The sequence below is a fragment of the Pseudomonas sp. VD-NE ins genome (assembly GCF_031882575.1).
Taxonomy (GTDB): domain Bacteria; phylum Pseudomonadota; class Gammaproteobacteria; order Pseudomonadales; family Pseudomonadaceae; genus Aquipseudomonas; species Aquipseudomonas fluorescens_BZ.
Genome location: NZ_CP134772.1, coordinates 6158652 through 6177729 on the forward strand (window position 1 = coordinate 6158652; position 19078 = coordinate 6177729).

The 19078-nt window shown below is 59.6% G+C and carries 16 protein-coding genes and 1 riboswitch; of the genes, 8 read left to right on the forward strand and 8 right to left on the reverse strand.

The genetic code is table 11. From position 1 onward, the window contains the following. Positions 1–9: 9 nt before the first annotated feature. On the reverse strand, positions 10–459 hold the full coding sequence (locus RMV17_RS27515; protein WP_108225099.1) for a cytochrome c: 450 nt from the start codon (positions 457–459) through the stop codon (positions 10–12). 128 nt (positions 460–587) lie between these two features. Between RMV17_RS27515 and RMV17_RS27520 the strand changes: the two genes are divergently transcribed. Beyond that, positions 588–1766, forward strand: coding sequence for a murein transglycosylase A (locus RMV17_RS27520; protein WP_034153626.1), 1179 nt, complete (start codon positions 588–590; stop codon positions 1764–1766). Between the two features lie 121 nt (positions 1767–1887). Here RMV17_RS27520 and RMV17_RS27525 read toward each other — a convergent pair whose 3' ends face one another. Together RMV17_RS27525 and RMV17_RS27530 are read right to left on the reverse strand one after the other, a co-directional pair. After that, positions 1888–2271, reverse strand: coding sequence for an MAPEG family protein (locus tag RMV17_RS27525; RefSeq protein ID WP_016987225.1), 384 nt, complete (start codon positions 2269–2271; stop codon positions 1888–1890). A 39-nt stretch (positions 2272–2310) separates the two neighbouring features. Continuing rightward, on the reverse strand, positions 2311–3144 hold the full coding sequence (locus RMV17_RS27530; RefSeq protein ID WP_311883961.1) for an EamA family transporter: 834 nt from the start codon (positions 3142–3144) through the stop codon (positions 2311–2313). Positions 3145–3408: 264 nt separating this feature from the next. Between RMV17_RS27530 and RMV17_RS27535 the strand changes: the two genes are divergently transcribed. Together RMV17_RS27535 and RMV17_RS27540 are read left to right on the forward strand one after the other, a co-directional pair. After that, a complete protein-coding gene (locus RMV17_RS27535; RefSeq protein WP_311883963.1) occupies positions 3409–4578 on the forward strand; it encodes an MFS transporter in 1170 nt (389 codons plus the stop codon). A gap of 410 nt (positions 4579–4988) precedes the next feature. Beyond that, positions 4989–6254 carry a sodium:proton antiporter gene (locus RMV17_RS27540; protein WP_311883965.1) on the forward strand — a complete coding sequence of 422 codons (1266 nt, stop codon included), beginning with the start codon at positions 4989–4991 and terminating at the stop codon, positions 6252–6254. Here the strand turns inward: RMV17_RS27540 and RMV17_RS27545 are convergent, their stop codons facing one another. Together RMV17_RS27545 and RMV17_RS27550 are read right to left on the reverse strand one after the other, a co-directional pair. Beyond that, positions 6255–7142: a formate/nitrite transporter family protein gene (locus tag RMV17_RS27545; RefSeq protein WP_311883967.1), complete on the reverse strand. Its 888-nt coding sequence runs from the start codon at positions 7140–7142 to the stop codon at positions 6255–6257. Between the two features lie 187 nt (positions 7143–7329). Further along, positions 7330–7737, reverse strand: coding sequence for an acyl-CoA thioesterase (locus RMV17_RS27550; RefSeq protein WP_016984776.1), 408 nt, complete (start codon positions 7735–7737; stop codon positions 7330–7332). A gap of 198 nt (positions 7738–7935) precedes the next feature. Continuing rightward, positions 7936–8035: riboswitch (S-adenosyl-L-homocysteine riboswitch) on the forward strand. Positions 8036–8058: 23 nt separating this feature from the next. On the opposite strand from RMV17_RS27550, the gene ahcY reads away from it, so the two are divergent. The 4 genes from ahcY to RMV17_RS27570 all read left to right on the forward strand — a co-directional run bounded on the left by ahcY (position 8059) and on the right by RMV17_RS27570 (position 13615). Next, the gene (gene ahcY / locus RMV17_RS27555; protein WP_064388105.1) at positions 8059–9468 is read left to right on the forward strand and encodes an adenosylhomocysteinase; all 1410 of its coding nucleotides are present in this window, start codon (positions 8059–8061) and stop codon (positions 9466–9468) included. A gap of 186 nt (positions 9469–9654) precedes the next feature. Next, positions 9655–10500: a methylenetetrahydrofolate reductase [NAD(P)H] gene (gene metF, locus RMV17_RS27560; RefSeq protein WP_311883973.1), complete on the forward strand. Its 846-nt coding sequence runs from the start codon at positions 9655–9657 to the stop codon at positions 10498–10500. Positions 10501–10693: 193 nt separating this feature from the next. Further along, positions 10694–11506: an ABC transporter substrate-binding protein gene (locus RMV17_RS27565; protein ID WP_108225093.1), complete on the forward strand. Its 813-nt coding sequence runs from the start codon at positions 10694–10696 to the stop codon at positions 11504–11506. 222 nt (positions 11507–11728) lie between these two features. Beyond that, the gene (locus RMV17_RS27570; RefSeq protein ID WP_034153634.1) at positions 11729–13615 is read left to right on the forward strand and encodes a DEAD/DEAH box helicase; all 1887 of its coding nucleotides are present in this window, start codon (positions 11729–11731) and stop codon (positions 13613–13615) included. Between the two features lie 254 nt (positions 13616–13869). Here the strand turns inward: RMV17_RS27570 and RMV17_RS27575 are convergent, their stop codons facing one another. The 3 genes from RMV17_RS27575 to RMV17_RS27585 all read right to left on the reverse strand — a co-directional run bounded on the left by RMV17_RS27575 (position 13870) and on the right by RMV17_RS27585 (position 17409). Further along, positions 13870–14445, reverse strand: a complete 576-nt coding sequence (locus tag RMV17_RS27575) for a YceI family protein (protein ID WP_007913714.1) — start codon at positions 14443–14445, stop codon at positions 13870–13872. 31 nt (positions 14446–14476) lie between these two features. Continuing rightward, positions 14477–15028 carry a cytochrome b gene (locus RMV17_RS27580; RefSeq protein ID WP_034153635.1) on the reverse strand — a complete coding sequence of 184 codons (552 nt, stop codon included), beginning with the start codon at positions 15026–15028 and terminating at the stop codon, positions 14477–14479. Positions 15029–15639: 611 nt separating this feature from the next. Next, on the reverse strand, positions 15640–17409 hold the full coding sequence (locus RMV17_RS27585; RefSeq protein ID WP_311883980.1) for a flavin monoamine oxidase family protein: 1770 nt from the start codon (positions 17407–17409) through the stop codon (positions 15640–15642). Between the two features lie 223 nt (positions 17410–17632). Between RMV17_RS27585 and RMV17_RS27590 the strand changes: the two genes are divergently transcribed. Further along, positions 17633–19039: an adenosylmethionine--8-amino-7-oxononanoate transaminase gene (locus tag RMV17_RS27590; RefSeq protein WP_095112782.1), complete on the forward strand. Its 1407-nt coding sequence runs from the start codon at positions 17633–17635 to the stop codon at positions 19037–19039. Positions 19040–19078: the final 39 nt, after the last annotated feature.

Genomic DNA, 19078 nt, shown 5'->3' on the forward strand with positions numbered 1-19078 from the left:
TTTTAATTATCAATGATCGCGAAACTGTTTATGGCAAGCACTGCAGGCATCTTCAACTTTCTGCACCGCCGGCCCGAGATTGCTGGCCTTGTACGGCTGAACCTGACTGGCAATCACCAATTCACCGGTGGCCGCTTCAAGGTTGCGGGCCATTTCCTGAAAACGCGCCTGCTGCTTCCAGACATCGTCCTTGGCGCTGGTGTGATCTTCTTCACGCACCTGCGGAAAATGCTTCCACGGTTCATGGGACAACGCATCGAGTTTTACCGCGCCTTCGGCAAACTTCGGTCCGTCGAACGGAATGCGTCCACGCAACATGCCGCCCAGGTCTTCGCCGGTCTTGAGCATCTGCTTGAAGATCGCCTTGCGTTGGCCCAGCGGAGAATTCGGATCGACACCGCCACAGGCGGAAAGGGTCAGACAGGCCAGCAATACAACAGAAATTCGTTTAAGAGTCATGGTGGCTTCAGGTCACGGAATTCGGCGGCCAGTATCCTCGCGTCCCCGCCAAACACCAATAGCCCTATTAAAAATACGGGTTGTTCGAGCGCATGGAGCACTCGGCCAACCGGCACAGGAATCACTCCATGAACAGCCGCTTCCAGGCCTGGCGTCACCCGCTGATCGCAACCCTGCCACTGCTGGCAATCCTCGCCGGCTGCACCGGCGGTGACAGCGCCAAGCCAAAAACCCACGCACTGGCCACTTATTCCAGCGCCACCTGGGAAGCCTTGCCGGCAGTATCCGACAGCGATCTGGTCGCCGGCTTCGGTTCGTGGCGCAGCGCCTGCACCCGACTCAAGGCTGACGCCGTGTGGGGCACCACCTGCGCCGCCGCAGCCAACGTGCCGCAAAGTGCTGAAGAGATTCGCGCTTTCCTCAAACAGAATCTCGACGTGTTCGGCCTGCGCGCTGAAAACGACAACCCCAACGGATTGATCACCGGTTACTACGAACCGGTCTACCCCGGCAGCCTGACGCCTACCGACACGGCCAATGTACCGGTGTACGGCGTCCCGGAAGACATGATCATTGTCTCGCTGGACAGCATTTACCCGGAGCTGAAGGGAAAACGCCTGCGCGGTCGCCTTGAGGGCCGAGTGCTCAAGCCTTACGACGACGCCGCGACCATCGAATCCAAAGGTGTGAAAGCCCCTGTGGTCGCGTACCTGACCGATCCGATGAACCTGCAATTTCTGCAGATCCAGGGCTCCGGACGCATTCAGACAGAAGACGGCAAACAGCTGCGCATCGCCTACGCCGACCAGAACGGGCATCCGTATCGCCCAATCGGCCGCTGGCTGGTCGAGCAAGGCGAGCTGAAGAAAGAAGACGTGACCATGAGCGCGATCAGCAACTGGGCCAAGGCCAATCCTTCGCGCATCCCGGAACTGCTGGGCAGCAATCCGAGCTATGTGTTTTTCACCCGCAACCCGGACAGCAACGAAGGCCCGCGCGGTTCGCTGAACGTACCGTTGACGGCCGGCTACAGCGCGGCGGTGGATCGCAAGGTAATTCCGTTGGGCAGTCTGTTGTGGCTATCAACCACAAAACCAGATGGCACTGCACTGGTGCGCCCGGTGGCGGCGCAGGATACCGGCGGTGCGATTGCCGGCGAGGTGCGTGCGGATCTGTTCTGGGGTACGGGCGACGCGGCCGGGCAACTGGCCGGGGACATGAAGCAGCAAGGGCAGATCTGGATGCTCTGGCCAAAAGGTGCCGCGTTGCCGCAAGTGCCGCAGGTGGCGGATACAGAGAAGAAGTAACCCTTAGGATCTTTGTCGTCTGAACAATGGCTTTCGCGAGCAGGCTCGCTCCCACAGTTGGAATGCATATCCATGTGGGAGCGAGCCTGCTCGCGAAGAGGCCATCAGCAACACCCGAGAATCAGACCGACACAAAGAAGAACGAAGCAATCAGCCCCATCCCCACAAACCACACCAGCGAACGCAGGATCGCCCAGTCCGCCAGGTAGCAAATGATGTACAGCAGGCGACTGGTAATAAACATCACCGCCAGCACATTGACCGTCACCAACTGCGCGGTTCCCACCAGGTGCGCGACGATCACCGCCGCTGCAAACGCCGGCATCACCTCAAAGCTGTTCAGTTGCGCCGCGTGCGCCCGACGGGCCACACCGTTGAGACTTTCGAGAAAGTCGCGCGGATCGTGGTTATCACTCAACCGGTAGCCACCCACTGCTTTCGCCACGCCAGTGCAGATGTATGGCAGAAAAATCGCAATCAACACGCACCACAGAGCCACCGTCATAACGCCGTCCTTTTTTCGAGTTATAGAATTCGCGAGCGGTCAGAACTTCATCACCAGCATGCCGATCAGCACCAGCCCACAGGCTAAGAGCCGCGGGCGGCCGAAAGGTTCTTTCAAGTAGCGCATGCCGAACAGCACCACCAGAATCACGCTGATCTCGCGCAACGCTGCCGCTTCGGCAATAGAGCCCAACTGCATCGCCCACAGCACCAGAGCGTAGCTGGCCAACACGCAGACGCCCACCGCCAGGCCCAGCCTCCATTGCTCACGCCAGAACAGCATGAACGCCGGACGCTTGGCGACCCACGCCAGCAAGGGAAACGGCCAGGCACTGAGCAGCGTGACCCAGACCAGATAATCCAGTGGATGCGACCAGCGGCGCAGTGCCTGGCCATCGATGTAGGTGTAGCAACCGATGCACAGACCGATCAGCGCCACCACCGGCAGCATCGACCACGGCAAGTGCTTGCCACCGCCGCCCTGCCATAGCAAGCAAACCATGCCCAACGGAATCAGCATGATGCCGAATATCTGCTGGGTGGTGAGCACCTCGCCGGCGAAGATCAGTGTCAGCGCCAGCACTACCAGCGGCGACAAACCGCGCATCAGTGGATAGACCAAGCCGAGATCGCCGACCCGATACGCCTGAATCAGCAGGTAGCGATACAGCAATTCAAACGCTGCCGACGCCAGAATCCACGGCCAGATTTCCATGGGCGGCAAGCTCACGAATGGCAACGCGATGGCGACGACCAGCAGCGCCACGCTGTCCATGCACGCCACCACCAGCAACCGTTCGGCGCTGAACTTGATTAACGTATTCCACGTCGCATGCAACAGCGCCGCCATCAATACCAACCCCGTCGCCAGCACGTCTTACCCCTTATTTTTATGAGTCCCCATGTAGGAGCTGCCGCAGGCTCGGGCCTGCGGCAGCTCCTACAGTGAATCGTCGAATAGTCAGATTATTGATTCGCGATGTGTCAGCAGCTGTTTATACTGCAAGCGACCACGCCGCACTCAGTTGCGCACAGAAAAATACCAATAATTCCTGCCTGCACCGGCCTCTATCGAGATCGGTCGTCGGCCTGCGTATGCCTGATCAAAGCGTCAAGACTACCGACAGAGACCTTGCGCATGCCACTCGCCTTGCTTGCACTCGCTGTTGCCGCATTCGGCATCGGCACAACCGAATTCGTCATCATGGGCTTGCTGCCCGATGTCGCCCGCGACCTCGCCGTGAGCATTCCCCACGCCGGTCTGTTGATCACCGGTTATGCGTTGGGCGTAGTGTTCGGCGCGCCGATCCTCGCGATCGGTACCGCGAACATGCCACGTAAAGCAACGCTGCTGGGGATGACACTGATGTTCATCCTCGGCAATGTGCTCTGCGCCCTGGCGCCAAACTACGTCACGCTGATGGCTGCACGTGTGGTTACGGCGCTGTGCCACGGTGCGTTCTTCGGCATTGGCTCGGTGGTCGCCGCCGGACTGGTCGCACCGAACAAACGCGCGCAGGCGATTGCGATGATGTTCACCGGCCTGACCTTGGCCAACGTCCTCGGCGTACCGCTGGGCACGGCGCTCGGGCAATACGCCGGCTGGCGTTCGACGTTCTGGGCGGTGTCGGTGATTGGTGTGATTGCGGCGCTCGCGCAATGGTTGTGGCTGCCAAAACACATCCCGATGGACAAGGCCAACCTCGCCAGCGAATTCAAGGTACTGGGCAAGGTCAACGTGTTGCTGGCACTGGGCATGAGTGTGCTGGCGTCGACCAGCCTGTTCAGCGTGTTCACCTATATCGCGCCGATCCTGCAGGACATCACCGGCGTCAGCCCGCACGGCGTGACGGTGATGCTGCTGTTGTTCGGCGTCGGCTTGACCGGTGGCAGCATGCTCGGCGGGCGTCTGGCCGATAGCCGTTTGTTGCCGTCGCTGGTTGGTGTGGCCTTGGCCGTGGTGGTGATTCTGGCGGCGTTCAGCCAGACCAGTCGCTCGGTGGTGCCAGCGGCAATCACGCTGGTGCTGTGGGGGATTTTCGCTTTTGCGCTGTGTCCGATTCTGCAATTGCTGATCATCGATCAGGCGCATGAAGCGCCGAATCTGGGCTCGACGTTGAACCAGAGTGCATTCAACCTTGGCAACGCGGCGGGTGCGTGGATCGGCGGGCTGGTAGTTGCCAGTGGCGCGGATCTGGCGGACTTGCCGTGGACGGGTGCGATGGTCGGTGTATTGACGGTGCTGACGGCGCTTTTCTTTATCTATCTGCAACGTCGCGAAGCGGCTGCGGTCAATGTGTCCGGCTAATCGTGTTGTGCCAGACAGAGCCCTCACCCTAGCCCTCTCCCAGAGGGAGAGGGGACTGAATGGGGGATATTTGAGAGATACGCCGACGTGAACCCGCTTTGCTGAATCCATAATCGACTCGGTTATTCAGGTCGATGCATGCCACAGACCATAAGATCGGCTCCCTCTGGAAGAGGGGACTGATCGGGGGATGCTTCAGAAGTACGCCGACCTGACGCGCATTACCGAATCCATAATCGACTCGGTTATTCAGGTCAATGCATGCCGCAAGACAATAAGGTCGGCTCCCTCTCCCTCCGGGAGAGGGCTGGGGTGAGGGAAGCTTGTGCCCTCTGTCGCTCTCAGCCCATCAAACCCCTGCGCCCAAGCATCGGGCGCGCTCCACTCACCCCTCATCCAAAGGACCCCGGATGCTTGAACTTGTCGCCGCTTTCATCTGCCTCACCACCCTCCTCACCTTCGTCAACTTCCGCTTCATCGGCCTGCCGCCGACCATCGGCGTGATGGTCACCGCGCTGTTGTTCTCGCTGATCCTGCAAGGCCTGAGCGTGCTCGGTTACCCCGGTCTCGAAGAACGCGTGCAGCAACTGATCGGTCAGATCGACTTCGGCGATCTGCTGATGAACTGGATGCTCTCATTCCTGCTGTTCGCCGGCGCCCTGCACGTCAACCTGAATGACCTGCGCAGCTACCGCTGGCCCATCGGCCTGTTGGCGACTTTCGGCGTGTTGATTGCCACCACGGTCATCGGCAGCCTTGCCTATTACATTTTTGCCCTGTTCGGCTGGCACGTGAGTTTCTTGTATTGCCTGCTATTCGGCGCGCTGATTTCGCCGACCGACCCGATTGCGGTGCTCGGTGTACTGCGTACCGCCAACGCCTCGAAGCCACTGAAAACCACCATCGTCGGTGAGTCGCTGTTCAATGACGGCACGGCGGTAGTGGTGTTCACCGTGTTGCTGGGCATCGCCCAACTCGGCGAAACCCCGACCGTCAGTGCCACCGCCATGTTGTTCGTTCATGAAGCGATTGGCGGTGTGTTGTTCGGTGGGCTGATCGGTTATCTGGTCTATCGAATGATCAAGAGTGTCGAACAGCATCAGATCACCGTGATGCTGACCCTGGCGTTGGTCATCGGCGGTTCGGCGATGGCCACGGAGATTCACGTTTCCGCGCCGATTGCGATGGTCGTCGCCGGTCTGATCATCGGCAACGTCGGGCGTAATCTGGCGATGAACGACATGACCCGCCGCTACCTCGACGGTTTCTGGGAATTGCTCGATGACATGCTCAACGCGCTGCTGTTCGCGCTGATCGGCATGGAGCTGTTGCTGCTGCCGTTCAACTGGCTGCACGTGGCGGCGGCGAGTGTGTTGGCGGTGGCCATTCTGCTCTCGCGCCTGCTCACTGTGGCTCCGGCGATTCTGCTGCTGCGCCGCTGGCGGACAGTGCCCGCCGGCACCATCCGGATTCTGACCTGGGGCGGTTTGCGCGGCGGTGTCTCGGTGGCACTGGCGCTGGCCCTGCCGCTGGGCCCGGAGCGCGATCTGCTGCTGAGCATCACTTACATCGTGGTGCTGTCGTCAATCCTGTTGCAGGGGCTGACTATCGGCAAACTGGTCAAGCACGCGACTCGCAACGAGCCCGCGACCACCAGCGAACCTGCTCACCACTGATCATTTTTTGATCTGCTGCGGATCAGGTTTCTCGGCCTGATCCGCCGCATCCTTCGGCGCCCCGCTCTCACTGCGGATCTGCGCATGGCTGATCAGCGCAAAGATAAAGCTGCCACCAATGATGTTCCCCGCCAGCGTTGGCCCGGCGAAGACCATCCAGAAATCACTCCACGGCAGCTCGCCGGCAAACACCAGATACGACACCTCGGCCGAACCCACCACGATGTGAGTGAAGTCGCCGAGCGCCATCAGGTAGGTGATGAGGATGATGATCCACATCTTCGCGCTCTCCATGGACGGAATCATCCAGACCATGGTGGCGATCATCCAGCCGGAAACGATGCCCTTGGCGAACATTTGGCTGGCGTGGTTTTCCATGACCTTGCGGCCGATTTCGAGAAAGGCGTGGTCAGTCTTGGTGTCGAAGATCGGCAGTTCGAGCATCACGTACGCGACCAGAATCGTGCCGCACAGGTTGCCGACCAGCACCACTGTCCACAGACGGATAAGCCGGCCGAAGTTGCGAATGGTTGGTTTGGTCATGACCGGCAGCACGGCGGTCAGGGTGTTTTCGGTGAACAGTTGCTGACGGGCGAGGATCACTGCGAGAAAACCCGCGCAGTAGCCGAAGCTGGCGATCACTTTGAATTCATCACCGTCGGGCAGGCGCGAATTGAGCAGACCCATGCCCATCAGTGACAGACCCATGGTCAGCCCCGCCGCCAGCGCCGACCACCAGAGTGCGGCGATGCTGCGCTCCAGCTCCTGATCGCCTTGAGAGCGGATGATTTCGTGCAGAACGGCCGCGCGAGGCGGCTGGCTTTTCTCGACTTCGTGTTGCTCTTTGGCCGAGAGGTCGGGGGTCTTGCCGTCGGTAGGCGTGGTCATGGCGTGGGAACCGTGGGGGGTGGTGTTTACCTACGACCCCGGCGGCTTGGAATACGTTCTGTGAGCGCCACACTAATAGTGTAGGAGCTGCCGAAGGCTGCGATCTTTTGATCTGCTTTACAAAAAACAAAGTCAAAAGATCGTCCGATCGCGGCCCGAGCCTTCGGCAGCTCCTACAGGGGTTGCATTATTTGGTGACTAATTCATCTTCCTGGAACTGATCTTTCACATATTTGATCTCGGTGCGGCCGTGCGGCGCCGGCAAACCATCTTCACCGAGGTTCACAAACACCATTTTCTCAACGGTGAGAATGCTCTTGCGGGTGATCTTGTTGCGCACTTCGCAGGTCAGGGTGATCGAGGTGCGGCCGAACTCGGTGGCGGTGATGCCCAGTTCGATGATGTCGCCCTGGCGCGAGGCGCTGACGAAGTTGATTTCGGAAATGTACTTGGTCACCACGCGCTGATTGCCCAACTGGACGATCGCGTAAATCGCCGCTTCTTCGTCGATCCAGCGCAACAGGCTGCCACCGAACAGAGTGCCGTTGGGGTTGAGGTCTTCGGGTTTTACCCATTTGCGGGTGTGGAAATTCATCTTCACTCCTGAGTGTCTTGCCGAACGATGGACGGTATCTTGGCAGACTGAGCGGTCAGGCTCCATGCGGCTTCGACTATGGTCGTCATTAACGATCTTCATCTGGCCGACAGAAACCCTTTGGAAGATCAGTCTAGACGGCTATAATCGCCCCCGTTTCAAAACGGTCATCTTCAATTGATACCGTTTTCCCGCCACCTGTCCGAGGGGCGCTGCAGCAGGTTCAACCTGTCAGGCTCGGATGGGGCGTTGACCGGCCTTAGGCCGGACACTAAACGCACAACGGCGCCCATTCGCATACATTACGAATGGAGGCTCTTCATGAGCGCTGTTATCACGCCTGCAGATTTTAACGATTACAAAGTTGCCGACATGTCCCTGGCTGCCTGGGGCCGTCGCGAAACCATCATCGCCGAATCGGAAATGCCGGCTCTGATGGGTCTGCGTCGCAAGTACTCCGGCGAACAGCCGTTGAAAGGCGCCAAGATCCTCGGCTGCATCCACATGACCATTCAGACTGCCGTGCTGATCGAAACCCTGGTTGCCCTGGGTGCCGAAGTACGCTGGTCGTCGTGCAACATTTTCTCGACTCAGGATCAGGCCGCTGCCGCTATCGCTGCTGCCGGCATCCCGGTTTTCGCCTGGAAAGGCGAAACTGAAGAAGAGTACGAGTGGTGCCTGGAACAAACCATCCTGAAAGATGGCCAGCCATGGGACGCCAACATGATCCTCGACGACGGCGGCGACCTGACTCAGCTGCTGCACGACAAGTACCCACAAGTACTGGATCGCGTTCACGGCGTGACCGAAGAAACCACCACCGGCGTACACCGTCTGCTGGACATGCTGGCCAAGGGCGAGCTGAAAATCCCGGCCATCAACGTCAACGACTCGGTGACCAAGTCCAAGAACGACAACAAGTACGGCTGCCGTCACAGCCTGAACGACGCGATCAAACGCGGTACCGACCACCTGCTGTCCGGCAAGCAAGCGCTGGTCATCGGTTACGGTGACGTGGGCAAGGGTTCGGCTCAGTCGCTGCGTCAGGAAGGCATGATCGTTAAAGTCTCCGAAGTTGACCCGATCTGCGCCATGCAAGCATGCATGGACGGTTTCGAATTGGTTTCGCCGTTCATCGACGGTATCAACGACGGTTCCGAAGCGAGCATCGACAAAGCGCTGCTGGGCAAGATCGACCTGATCGTGACCACCACCGGTAACGTCAATGTTTGCGACGCGAACATGCTCAAAGCCCTGAAGAAGCGCGCTGTTGTCTGCAACATCGGTCACTTCGACAACGAAATCGACACCGCTTTCATGCGCAAGAACTGGGCATGGGAAGAAGTGAAGCCGCAGGTACACAAGATCCACCGTACCGGCCCGGGCGCTTTCGACGCGCAGAACGACGACTACCTGATCCTGCTGGCCGAAGGCCGTCTGGTGAACCTGGGCAATGCCACCGGTCACCCAAGCCGCATCATGGACGGTTCGTTCGCCAACCAGGTTCTGGCACAGATCTTCCTGTTCGGCCAGAAGTACGCCGACCTGTCGCCAGCCCAGAAAGCCGAGCGCCTGACCGTTGAAGTACTGCCGAAGAAGCTCGACGAAGAAGTGGCCCTGGAAATGGTTCGCGGCTTCGGCGGCGTGGTCACGCAACTGACCAAGCAACAGGCTGACTACATCGGCGTCACCGTCGAAGGCCCGTTCAAGCCGCACGCTTACCGTTATTAAAAGCAGCTGCGAGCTTCAAGCTGCAAGCGGCAAGTAGAAGCGGTTGGTTTACTTGCTGCCTGCGGCTGTCGCTGGCTTCTTCATCGTCATTATGCAGCCGCTGGCCGCAAGCTTCAGGCGCAAGGTTTGGGCGCTCCGCTCTCTTGCAGCTTGAAGCTTGCAGCTTGTAGCTGGAGGTCCCCTCCGATGTCTCAAGACCGTCGCTACAGCTTCGAGTTCTTTCCGACCAAGACCGATGCTGGGCATGAAAAACTGCTCGCCACTGCCCGTCAGTTGGCCACTTACAACCCCGATTTCTTTTCCTGCACCTATGGCGCTGGTGGTTCGACCCGTGATCGCACCCTCAACACCGTTCTGCAACTGGAAAGCGAAGTCAAAATCCCGGCCGCACCGCACCTGTCGTGCGTCGGCGACAGCAAGGACGACCTGCGCGGCCTGCTGAACGAGTACAAGGCGGCCGGCATCAAGCGTATCGTCGCCCTGCGTGGCGACCTGCCGTCCGGCATGGGCATGACCAGCGGTGAGCTGCGTCACGCCAATGAGCTGGTTGAATTCATTCGTGAAGAAACCGGTGACCATTTCCACATCGAAGTTGCCGCTTACCCGGAGATGCATCCGCAAGCACGCAACTACGAAGACGATCTGGCCAACTTCATCCGCAAGGCCAAGGCCGGCGCCAACAGCGCGATCACCCAGTACTTCTTCAACGCCGACAGTTATTTCTACTTCGTCGAGCGTTTGCAGGCGCAGGGTGTCGATCTGCCGATCGTTCCGGGGATCATGCCGATCACCAACTACAGCAAACTGGCGCGTTTCTCCGATGCCTGCGGTGCGGAAATCCCGCGCTGGATTCGCAAGCAACTGGAAGCCTACGGCGATGACACGCAAAGCATTCAGCGCTTTGGCGAGCAAGTCGTCAGCGAGATGTGCGAGCGTCTGTTACAGGGCGGCGCACCGGGGCTGCACTTCTATTCCATGAACCAGGCTGAGCCTAGTCTGGCGATCTGGAATAACCTGAAATTGCCGCGTTGAAGCAGCTACAAGCTTCAAGCTGAAAGCTACAAGCCAGATCAAAAGATCGCAGCCTGCGGCAGCTCCTACATTGGGATCTAGTTCACCCTGTAAGAGCTGCCGAAGGCTGCGATTTTTTGCTTTTAAAAGCCCGAGACAGAGCTTGTGCAGGCACTTTCTGGCTCTTTCGCGTTTCTCGTCGTAATCTCAAGCCATGCCTTTGATCACGCAGTTATTCGCCGTGCTGGTTTTTGCTTGCCTGAGCTTCGCTGCTCGGGGCGAGAAGTTGCGTATTGTCACCGAGCCATGGGCGCCTTACGTGTATGAAGAAGGTGGCAAGAACCTCGGGCTGGACTACGAAACCACGGCCATCGTCTTCAAACGTCTGGGCATCGAAGTCGAATGGCAATTCCTGCCGTGGAAGCGCTGCCTGTCGATGCTTGAAACCGGTCAGGCCGACGGTGCACTGGATATTTTTCACAGTGATGAACGCGACGCGACCCTGCTTTACCCAAGCGAGCCGCTGTCGGACGTCGAGTTCGTGATGTTCTACGCCAACGACCGGCCACACCCGTTCCGTAAACTCGAAGAGCTCAAAGGCCTGACCATCGGCACTTCGCCAGGCTATTTGTATAGCCCGGATTTCCGCGAATCGACCCTGTTTACCCGTGAGCCGGCACCGACCCACGAAGCCAACTTCGGCAAACTGGTGCGCGGTCGCATCGACTTGCTGATCACCGATCGCCGCGTCGGTCAGCATTTGCTCGATGAATTGAATATTCGCGATCAGATCACCGAAAATCCTACCGTGATTAGCCGCCAAAGCCAGTTTCTGGCGGTTCGGCGCAATGCCGGCATGGATCTTCTGGTGCAGCGTTTCGGTGCCGAACTCAAACGTTTCAAGCGTGAACCAGCCTACGCCGAGCTGAGCGCACGCTACGGCGCCGCCCCCGCCAGCAGCCCTTCAATGAATTCAGCCACGGCCAACCGCAAAACCGTTGAGCAGCAGGAAAGCAGCGCGCAGTGATTGCTCTGTTATACTCCGGCGTTCCCGCCAGGCTCACGCCCGGACGCCCGGAACCGTAACAGGCCTCTCGACCCGCTACAGCGCAGCTTTGCAGCCCGCGCGAGCGCTCCAGACGTGCCTTCGGAACCGCAGCAGGACCGGACGGGATTGCGTCCTCTTAAACGTGATTCGCGCCAGGCAAGACTCCCATTGGGCCAAGCCCTAACTAAAACAGGATTACTCATGTCCTTTGCTTCCCTCGGTCTCTCCGAGGCTTTAGTCCGCGCCATCGAAGATGCGGGCTATACCGAGCCTACTCCGGTGCAACAGCGGGCCATTCCCGCCGTGTTGCAAGGTCGCGACCTGATGGTGGCGGCTCAGACAGGTACCGGTAAAACCGGCGGTTTCGCCCTTCCGATCCTGGAGCGGTTGTTCCCCAACGGTCACCCGGACAAATCCCAGCGTCATGGCCCGCGCCAACCGCGCGTACTGGTCCTGACCCCGACCCGCGAACTCGCGGCCCAGGTTCACGAGAGCTTCAAGATCTACGCCCGTGACCTGAAATTCGTCAGCGCCTGCATCTTCGGCGGCGTCGGCATGAACCCGCAGGTTCAGGCCATGTCCCGTGGCGTTGACGTGCTCGTTGCCTGCCCGGGTCGTTTGCTCGATCTGTGTGGCCAGGGCAGCGTTGATCTGTCCCACGTGGAAATCCTCGTCCTCGACGAAGCCGACCGCATGCTCGACATGGGTTTTGTGCACGACGTAAAGAAAGTCCTCGCGCGCCTGCCGTCCAAGCGTCAGAACCTGCTGTTCTCGGCGACCTTCTCCAAGGACATCACCGACCTCGCCGGCAAGCTGCTGCACAACCCGGAACGCATCGAAGTGACGCCGCCGAACACCACGGTCGAGCGCATCGAACAACGCGTGTTCCGTCTGCCGGCCAGCCACAAGCGTGCGCTGCTGGCGCACCTGATCACCGCCGGCGCGTGGGAACAGGTGCTGGTCTTCACCCGCACCAAGCACGGCGCCAACCGTCTGGCCGAGTACCTGGACAAGCACGGCCTGCCGGCTGTGGCGATCCACGGTAACAAGAGCCAGAACGCGCGCACCAAAGCGCTGGCCGACTTCAAGGCCAACCAGGTACGCATCCTGGTTGCGACCGACATCGCCGCACGCGGTCTGGACATCGATCAGTTGCCACACGTGGTCAACTTCGAACTGCCGAACGTCGATGAAGACTACGTGCACCGTATCGGCCGTACTGGCCGTGCCGGTCGTTCGGGCGAGGCGATCTCGCTGGTCGCGCCGGACGAAGAAAAACTGCTGAAAAGCATCGAACGCATGACCAAGCAGAAAATCGCCGACGGCGACCTGATGGGCTTCGATTCGAGCACCATTGAAGCCGAGAAGCCGGAAGTCCGTGAGCGTCCGGACGTGCGCAATCCGCGCAATCCACGTGGCCCACGCGGTGATGGCCCGAATGGCGGCGGTGGTGGTGGCGGTCGTAAAGACAAAGGCAAAGACAAGGGCAAGGAAAAACCTGCCGGTGAACGTGGCGAGCGCCCTGCCCGTCAGCAGAAACCACGTGAAGGCACCCCAGCCCGCGAACAGCGTCCGAGCCAACCACCACGTGCGGCGGCTGATCGTGCACCGGACGAGTTCCTCGACGACGATGTGGATAACTTCGGTAACCGCGTTGACTACGTGCCCAAGCCTGCCCCGGCTGGCGGTCGCGGCCGTCGTCCAGGCGCACCGGCTCAAGGTGCTGGCGCAGGTTCGGGCGCACCACGCGGCGGTCAGTCGCAGGGTCGTCAGAACGGTCCGCGCAACAGCAACGGCTCGAGCACCGGCACCCCGCCAGCCAAACGCAGCGGCGGCCCGCGCAACGGCGCACCGCGTGATGGTCAGTCGGGTCGTCGCGACGACTCCGCCTCGTCCTCGCGCAACCGTCGTCCGGCCCGTGACGATCAGCCTCGTAGCGAGCCAGCCGTGCAGAACCCGCGCAGCAACGGCCCGAAGATCATGCACAAGGAATCGAAAGCCGACCGCTTCCCGACGCCTGAGCAGCTTGATCAACTGCCAAGCCGCCCGCGTGGCGAAAAACCAGCCTTGCTGACCCGCAATCGCTGAGTTAACGCCGCCCTAGAAGATGCCCCGCCTCGAAAGAGCCGGGGCATTTTTATGCCGCAACAAATCCCCCTGAATCACCGCATATCCCCTGTGGGAGCGAGCCTGCTCGCGAAAGCGGTCATTCAGCCAACATCATTGCTGACTGACCCGCCGCCTTCGCGAGCAGGCTCGCTCCCACAGGGGATGTGTGTGACAGGCAATAAAAAACGCCCCCGGCCTTTCGACCGGGGGCGTTTTTGTGTGGCGGGCGAAAGTTATTTAACTTTCACGCCTTCCAGCGAGATGTCCAGATCCGCAGTTTGCGAGGTAGGACCTGGGCCCTTGATCCCGAAATCGTTCAGGTTGAGGGTGGTCTTGGCGTTGAAGCCAGCACGCTCGCCGCCCCATGGATCCTTGCCTTCGCCGTTGAACGTAGCCTTGAAGGTCACAGGCTTGGTCACACCGTGCAGGGTCAGGTCGCCGGTCACGTCAGCCGTCTTTTCACCGGTCGACTTAACAGCGGTGGAGACGAACTTGGCATCAGCAAACTTGCCAACGTCCAGGAAGTCTTTGCTGGCGATGTGCTTGTCACGTTCAGCGTGGTTCGACCACAGGCTGGCGGTTTTCACATCAACCGAGATCTTGCTGGCTTCAGGCTTGGCCGAATCCCACGAGAAAGTACCGTCGAAATCTTTGAAGGTACCGTGGATGAAGCTGTAACCCAGGTGGCTGATTTTCCAGTCAACGAAGGCGTGCTGACCTTCCTTGTCGATTTTGTAGTCCGCTGCCATGGCCTGAGCCGAGAGCAGTGCAGAACCGATTGCCAGAGCGGCCAGAGTCTTTTTCAACATGCTTTCTTTTCCTTTGAGTCGAGGTTGAATTTCAGGCTTTGCGACCGAGCATTCGCTTCAGGGTCGCATCACGATCGATAAAGTGGTGCTTCAATGCTGCCAACGCATGGAGGCCGGAAAAAATTACCAGCGCCCACGCGAGCCAGAGATGAATCACCCCGGCGGTATCTGCCTGATCCGGTAGCCCGGAAACCAGTGCAGGAACTTCAAACAGGCCAAACACCGGGATCCCGACACCGTCTGCGGTGGAAATCAGGTAACCGGCAAGCATCACAGCGAACAGCGCCAGATACAGAAACCCGTGGCCGAACTTGGCGCCGATGCGGGTCATGCGGCTGTAGCTTTGCAGCGTCGGCGGCGGTGGGCTGATAAAGCGCCACAGCACCCGCAACACCATCACCCCCAACAGCACCAGACCGATGCTCTTGTGCAGATCCGGCGCCTCTTTGCGCCAGCTGCTGTAGTAATCCAGCCCGACCATCCACAGGCCCAGCGCGAACAGCCCGAAGACCACCAGCGCCACGCCCCAGTGCATGAAGATGCTGACCCAACCATAGCGCGAAGAAGAGTTACGTAGCTGCATTGCCCAAATCCTGTGAGAACTGCGAACCAAGACTAGCGAGTTATCTATCGAATTAAAGCGGAAAATTTTGCTTTGAAATATCGAGAAATACGATCAAGAGTCTGGAAGTGACGTGTTAAGGAAAGATTAAAGGCGATTACGGCGTGGGACGTCTGGACAAATGATCGTTGCTGAAACTCTCGGACGCCTGCACAAGCGCAAGCAAAGGTGGCCGAGGGAAACTGTCGAACGGGACAGAGTTATTCAAGTAACCGGCCCTCTATTCATGGCTGATTAGTTATGAAGTACCGGCGGCGGTTGCAGGCAATCGGCGCTGTACGGATCTATCTGGCATTTATGCGCGAGTTCTGAACTATAACCACCAGGAAAGAAACGCCCGTTGGAGCAACCGGGAAGTGCAATCAGCAAAAGTATGAGAGTGAACGTTTTCATCAAGTACCTCCTATTTTTCCCAGCATAGAATTGGCGCTGGGGCATCCGCTATCACCTCACTCTGAGTACTTTGTGGGAAGGCTCCGGTACACAAGTAAGCTCCGTGACCGGATGGCGAAGGACAAAAATGCAGAAAAAAAACGCGACCCGAAGGCCGCGTTCTTTATTGAAGCAAAGGCTTACTGCGCCTTGGTCTCGGTCGTTGCAGCAGGCTTGGCCGCTGGCTTCTTCGCCGGTTCGGCCTTTTTCGCTGCCGGTTTGGCCGGCGTCTTCTTCGCCTCGGTTTTAGCTGCAGGCTTCTTCGCCGCTGGCTTGGCCGCTGCTTTCTTCGCCGGTTCAGCTTTCACCGGGGCCGCTGGTTTCGGTGGTTCCACCGGAGCTGGCGCGGGTGCCGGAGTCGGCGCAGGCGCTGGAGCAACCGGAGCTGGAGCCGGCTCTGGCGCCTTCACAGGCTCAGGCTTCTTCTCGTCATCCGAACCACCGAACAGGTTGCTGAAGAAGTTGCCCTTCTTCGCCGCCACGGCACCCGCCGCGCCTGCCGCTGCTGCGGCCGGAACCACTTTAGCTGGCTCGAACGATTTGCCTGCCGCCAGATCTTCAACCTGACTGGCCGCACGCTGACCGGTGCGCAATGCGCCTTCCAGGGTGCCCGGGTACAAGGTGTCGGTGTGTTCGCCAGCGAACGTCACGCGTTGCAGCGGACGTTCCCACAGGCGCCAGAACTTGCTGATCTGGCCCGGGCCGTAGGCCAGGTACGCGCCGCCCATCGACGGGTCGGTGCTGTAGCGACGGATTTCATAACCAGTAAACGAACCACGGGCCTGTGGATAAAACGCGTGCAGACGAATCAGCACCTGATCGACCATTTGCTTGTCGCCGAACGCCTGCATCACGCGGGCATTGTCGCCGGACAGGTTGATCACCACATTGGCGCCGCCCTTCAGGGCAGGCTCGATCCACAACATGCCCAGACCAGTGTTGCTATAGATCTCGCCGGACATGCGCGCCTTGCTTTCCCACACTGGCGTCTTGAACTTCAGCATGATCTGGTCGCGCCAGCCGTAGTTGGTGCCCTTGATCGCAGCCATGTGCTGAGCATCCAGCGCCGGCGTCAGCGCAATCTTGTTCAGCGCGCGCAATGGCACGGCCAGCACAACGTAGTCAGCCTGGTAGCCAACACTGCCGACCTTGACGGTCACGCCGTCCTTGTCTTGATTGATGGCCGACACCGGCGAATTGGTCTTGATGGTTTTGATCTGTTTAACGAACGCCTGCGCCAGCACTTGGCTGCCGCCGACCAGACGCGAAGCGCGCAGATCACGGTCGGAGATGCCGCGATAGACACGGTTCTGCTGCGCGAAGTACAGCAGCGACAGACGCGAAGGTTCGTCGTAGTGGGTGCGGATGTCCTGGTTGATCAACTGGCGCGCGGTGGCCGGCAGATTCTGCTTGTCGAGCCAGCTCGATACGGTGATCTGGTCCAGCGCGTGCAGGGTGCTGGTCGCCGCCGGGTTCTGCGGATCGTCGATGGAACGCGCCAGATCGTCGAGGGTTTTCTGGTAGCGCTTCAAGGCATCAGCAGTGGCTGGTTGCTTGGTCGCCAGATCGGCGGCAGAGAAATACTCGCCGTCGATCAGGTAACCCGGGGTCCGCACGAATTCCGGAGCCGGCGTGGTGCCGAGCTTGAATGTCGACACGTACTTGTTCAGCACCGGCTGGGTCTTGTCGTTGCCGATCCACTCGCTGGTGGCCATACCGGAACGACCGCCCAGGCTCGGCTTGGCTTCCAGCAGCGTGACCTGCCAGCCTTTGTTTTGCAGCTCATAAGCAGCGGTCAGGCCCGACAGGCCACCGCCGATCACGATTGCAGTTTTATCCTTGGCCAGCGCTGTAACGCTGAACAGCCCCAACATCACCAGCGCACAGGCGCGCAGCCAACCGACAGACATTCAGCGAACTCCGGAAATACACGTAGGAAAAAGCAGTTTTGCGGGTCAGACGACCCAAAGAACCGCGAAGAATACGTTAGCCATCAAAACGCCGCCAGCGACGTCTATCGGCTCATACAAAGTAGCTCAATCGACACAATGGGTTGTCCCCGCGCGACGCATTGCATAGGCTTGCGCGATTGTTTGCCCGCGCCTGTCGCGAGCCGCCTCGAGGAGACTGTAAATGGGCCTGAATAACCAGTGGATGCAACGCGACCTCGCGGTGTTGTGGCATCCCTGCACCCAGATGAAAGACCACGAACAGCTGCCGCTGATCCCGATCAAGCGCGGTGAAGGCGTCTGGCTCGAAGACTTCGAAGGCAAGCGCTACCTCGACGCCGTCAGCTCGTGGTGGGTCAACGTGTTTGGCCACGCCAACCCGCGCATCAACCAGCGCATCAAGGACCAGGTCGATCAGTTGGAACACGTGATTCTGGCCGGCTTCAGCCATCAACCAGTGATCGAGCTGTCCGAGCGTCTGGTAAAGATGACGCCGGAGGGTCTGAACCGGGTGTTCTACGCCGATAACGGTTCGTCCTGCATCGAAGTCGCGCTGAAAATGAGCTTTCACTATTGGCTCAATCGCGGCCAGCCAAACAAAAAGCGCTTCGTCACCCTGACCAACAGCTACCACGGCGAAACCATGGCAGCGATGGCGGTCGGCGACGTGCCGCTGTTCACCGAAACCTACAAAGCGCTGCTGATGGACACCATCAAAGTGCCGAGCCCGGATTGCTACGGGCGCCCCGAAGGCATGAGCTGGGAAGAGCATTCGCGCAACATGTTCGCCGCCATGGAACAGACCTTGGCAGAAAATCATGACAGCGTCGCGGCAGTGATCGTCGAGCCGCTGATTCAGGGCGCCGGCGGCATGCGTATGTATCACCCGGTGTACCTCAAGCTGCTACGCGAATCCTGCGATCGCTACGGCGTGCATTTGATCCTCGACGAAATCGCTGTCGGCTTCGGCCGCACCGGGACCATGTTCGCCTGTGAACAGGCCGGCATCCGCCCGGATTTCCTCTGCCTGTCCAAGGCCCTGACCGGCGGCTACCTGCCGCTGGCGGCGTGCCTGACCACCGACGAGGTCTACAGCGCGTTCTACGACGACTATCCAACCCTGCGCGCCTTTCTCCATTCGCACAGCTACACCGGCAACCCGCTGGCGTGCGCGGCAGCACTGGCGACGCTGGATATCTTCGAGCAGGACAACGTCATCGAGAACAACAAGGCCCTGGCCCAGCGCATGGCCTCGGCGACGGCGCATCTTGTTGATCACCCAAACGTGTCGGAAGTACGCCAGACCGGGATGGTCCTGGCGATCGAGATGGTCAAGGATAAAGCCACGAAAGAGGCCTACCCTTGGCAGGAGCGCCGTGGCTTGAAGGTGTTCCAGCATGCGCTGGAACGTGGCGCGTTGCTGCGTCCGCTGGGCAGCGTGGTGTATTTCCTGCCGCCATACGTGATCACCCCGGAGCAGATCGACTTCCTTGCTGAAGTCGCCAGCGAAGGCATCGACATTGCCACGCGTGACAGCGTTAGCGTCGCCGTGCCGAAAGACTTCCACCCCGGCTTCCGCGACCCGGGCTAACCGTAACTTCTCGTTCCCACGCTCCGCGTGGGCATGCAG

Coding starts and splice junctions, on each gene's coding strand:
- RMV17_RS27575 (WP_007913714.1), bottom strand. CDS start 14,445: ATGTTGAAAAAGACTCTGGCCGCTCTGGCAATCGGTTCTGCACTGCTC.
- metF (WP_311883973.1), top strand. CDS start 9,655: ATGTCTCAAGACCGTCGCTACAGCTTCGAGTTCTTTCCGACCAAGACC.
- RMV17_RS27585 (WP_311883980.1), bottom strand. CDS start 17,409: ATGTCTGTCGGTTGGCTGCGCGCCTGTGCGCTGGTGATGTTGGGGCTG.
- RMV17_RS27525 (WP_016987225.1), bottom strand. CDS start 2,271: ATGACGGTGGCTCTGTGGTGCGTGTTGATTGCGATTTTTCTGCCATAC.
- RMV17_RS27515 (WP_108225099.1), bottom strand. CDS start 459: ATGACTCTTAAACGAATTTCTGTTGTATTGCTGGCCTGTCTGACCCTT.
- RMV17_RS27520 (WP_034153626.1), top strand. CDS start 588: ATGAACAGCCGCTTCCAGGCCTGGCGTCACCCGCTGATCGCAACCCTG.
- RMV17_RS27545 (WP_311883967.1), bottom strand. CDS start 7,142: ATGACCACGCCTACCGACGGCAAGACCCCCGACCTCTCGGCCAAAGAG.
- RMV17_RS27570 (WP_034153634.1), top strand. CDS start 11,729: ATGTCCTTTGCTTCCCTCGGTCTCTCCGAGGCTTTAGTCCGCGCCATC.
- ahcY (WP_064388105.1), top strand. CDS start 8,059: ATGAGCGCTGTTATCACGCCTGCAGATTTTAACGATTACAAAGTTGCC.
- RMV17_RS27590 (WP_095112782.1), top strand. CDS start 17,633: ATGGGCCTGAATAACCAGTGGATGCAACGCGACCTCGCGGTGTTGTGG.
- RMV17_RS27550 (WP_016984776.1), bottom strand. CDS start 7,737: ATGAATTTCCACACCCGCAAATGGGTAAAACCCGAAGACCTCAACCCC.
- RMV17_RS27540 (WP_311883965.1), top strand. CDS start 4,989: ATGCTTGAACTTGTCGCCGCTTTCATCTGCCTCACCACCCTCCTCACC.
- RMV17_RS27580 (WP_034153635.1), bottom strand. CDS start 15,028: ATGCAGCTACGTAACTCTTCTTCGCGCTATGGTTGGGTCAGCATCTTC.
- RMV17_RS27565 (WP_108225093.1), top strand. CDS start 10,694: ATGCCTTTGATCACGCAGTTATTCGCCGTGCTGGTTTTTGCTTGCCTG.
- RMV17_RS27535 (WP_311883963.1), top strand. CDS start 3,409: ATGCCACTCGCCTTGCTTGCACTCGCTGTTGCCGCATTCGGCATCGGC.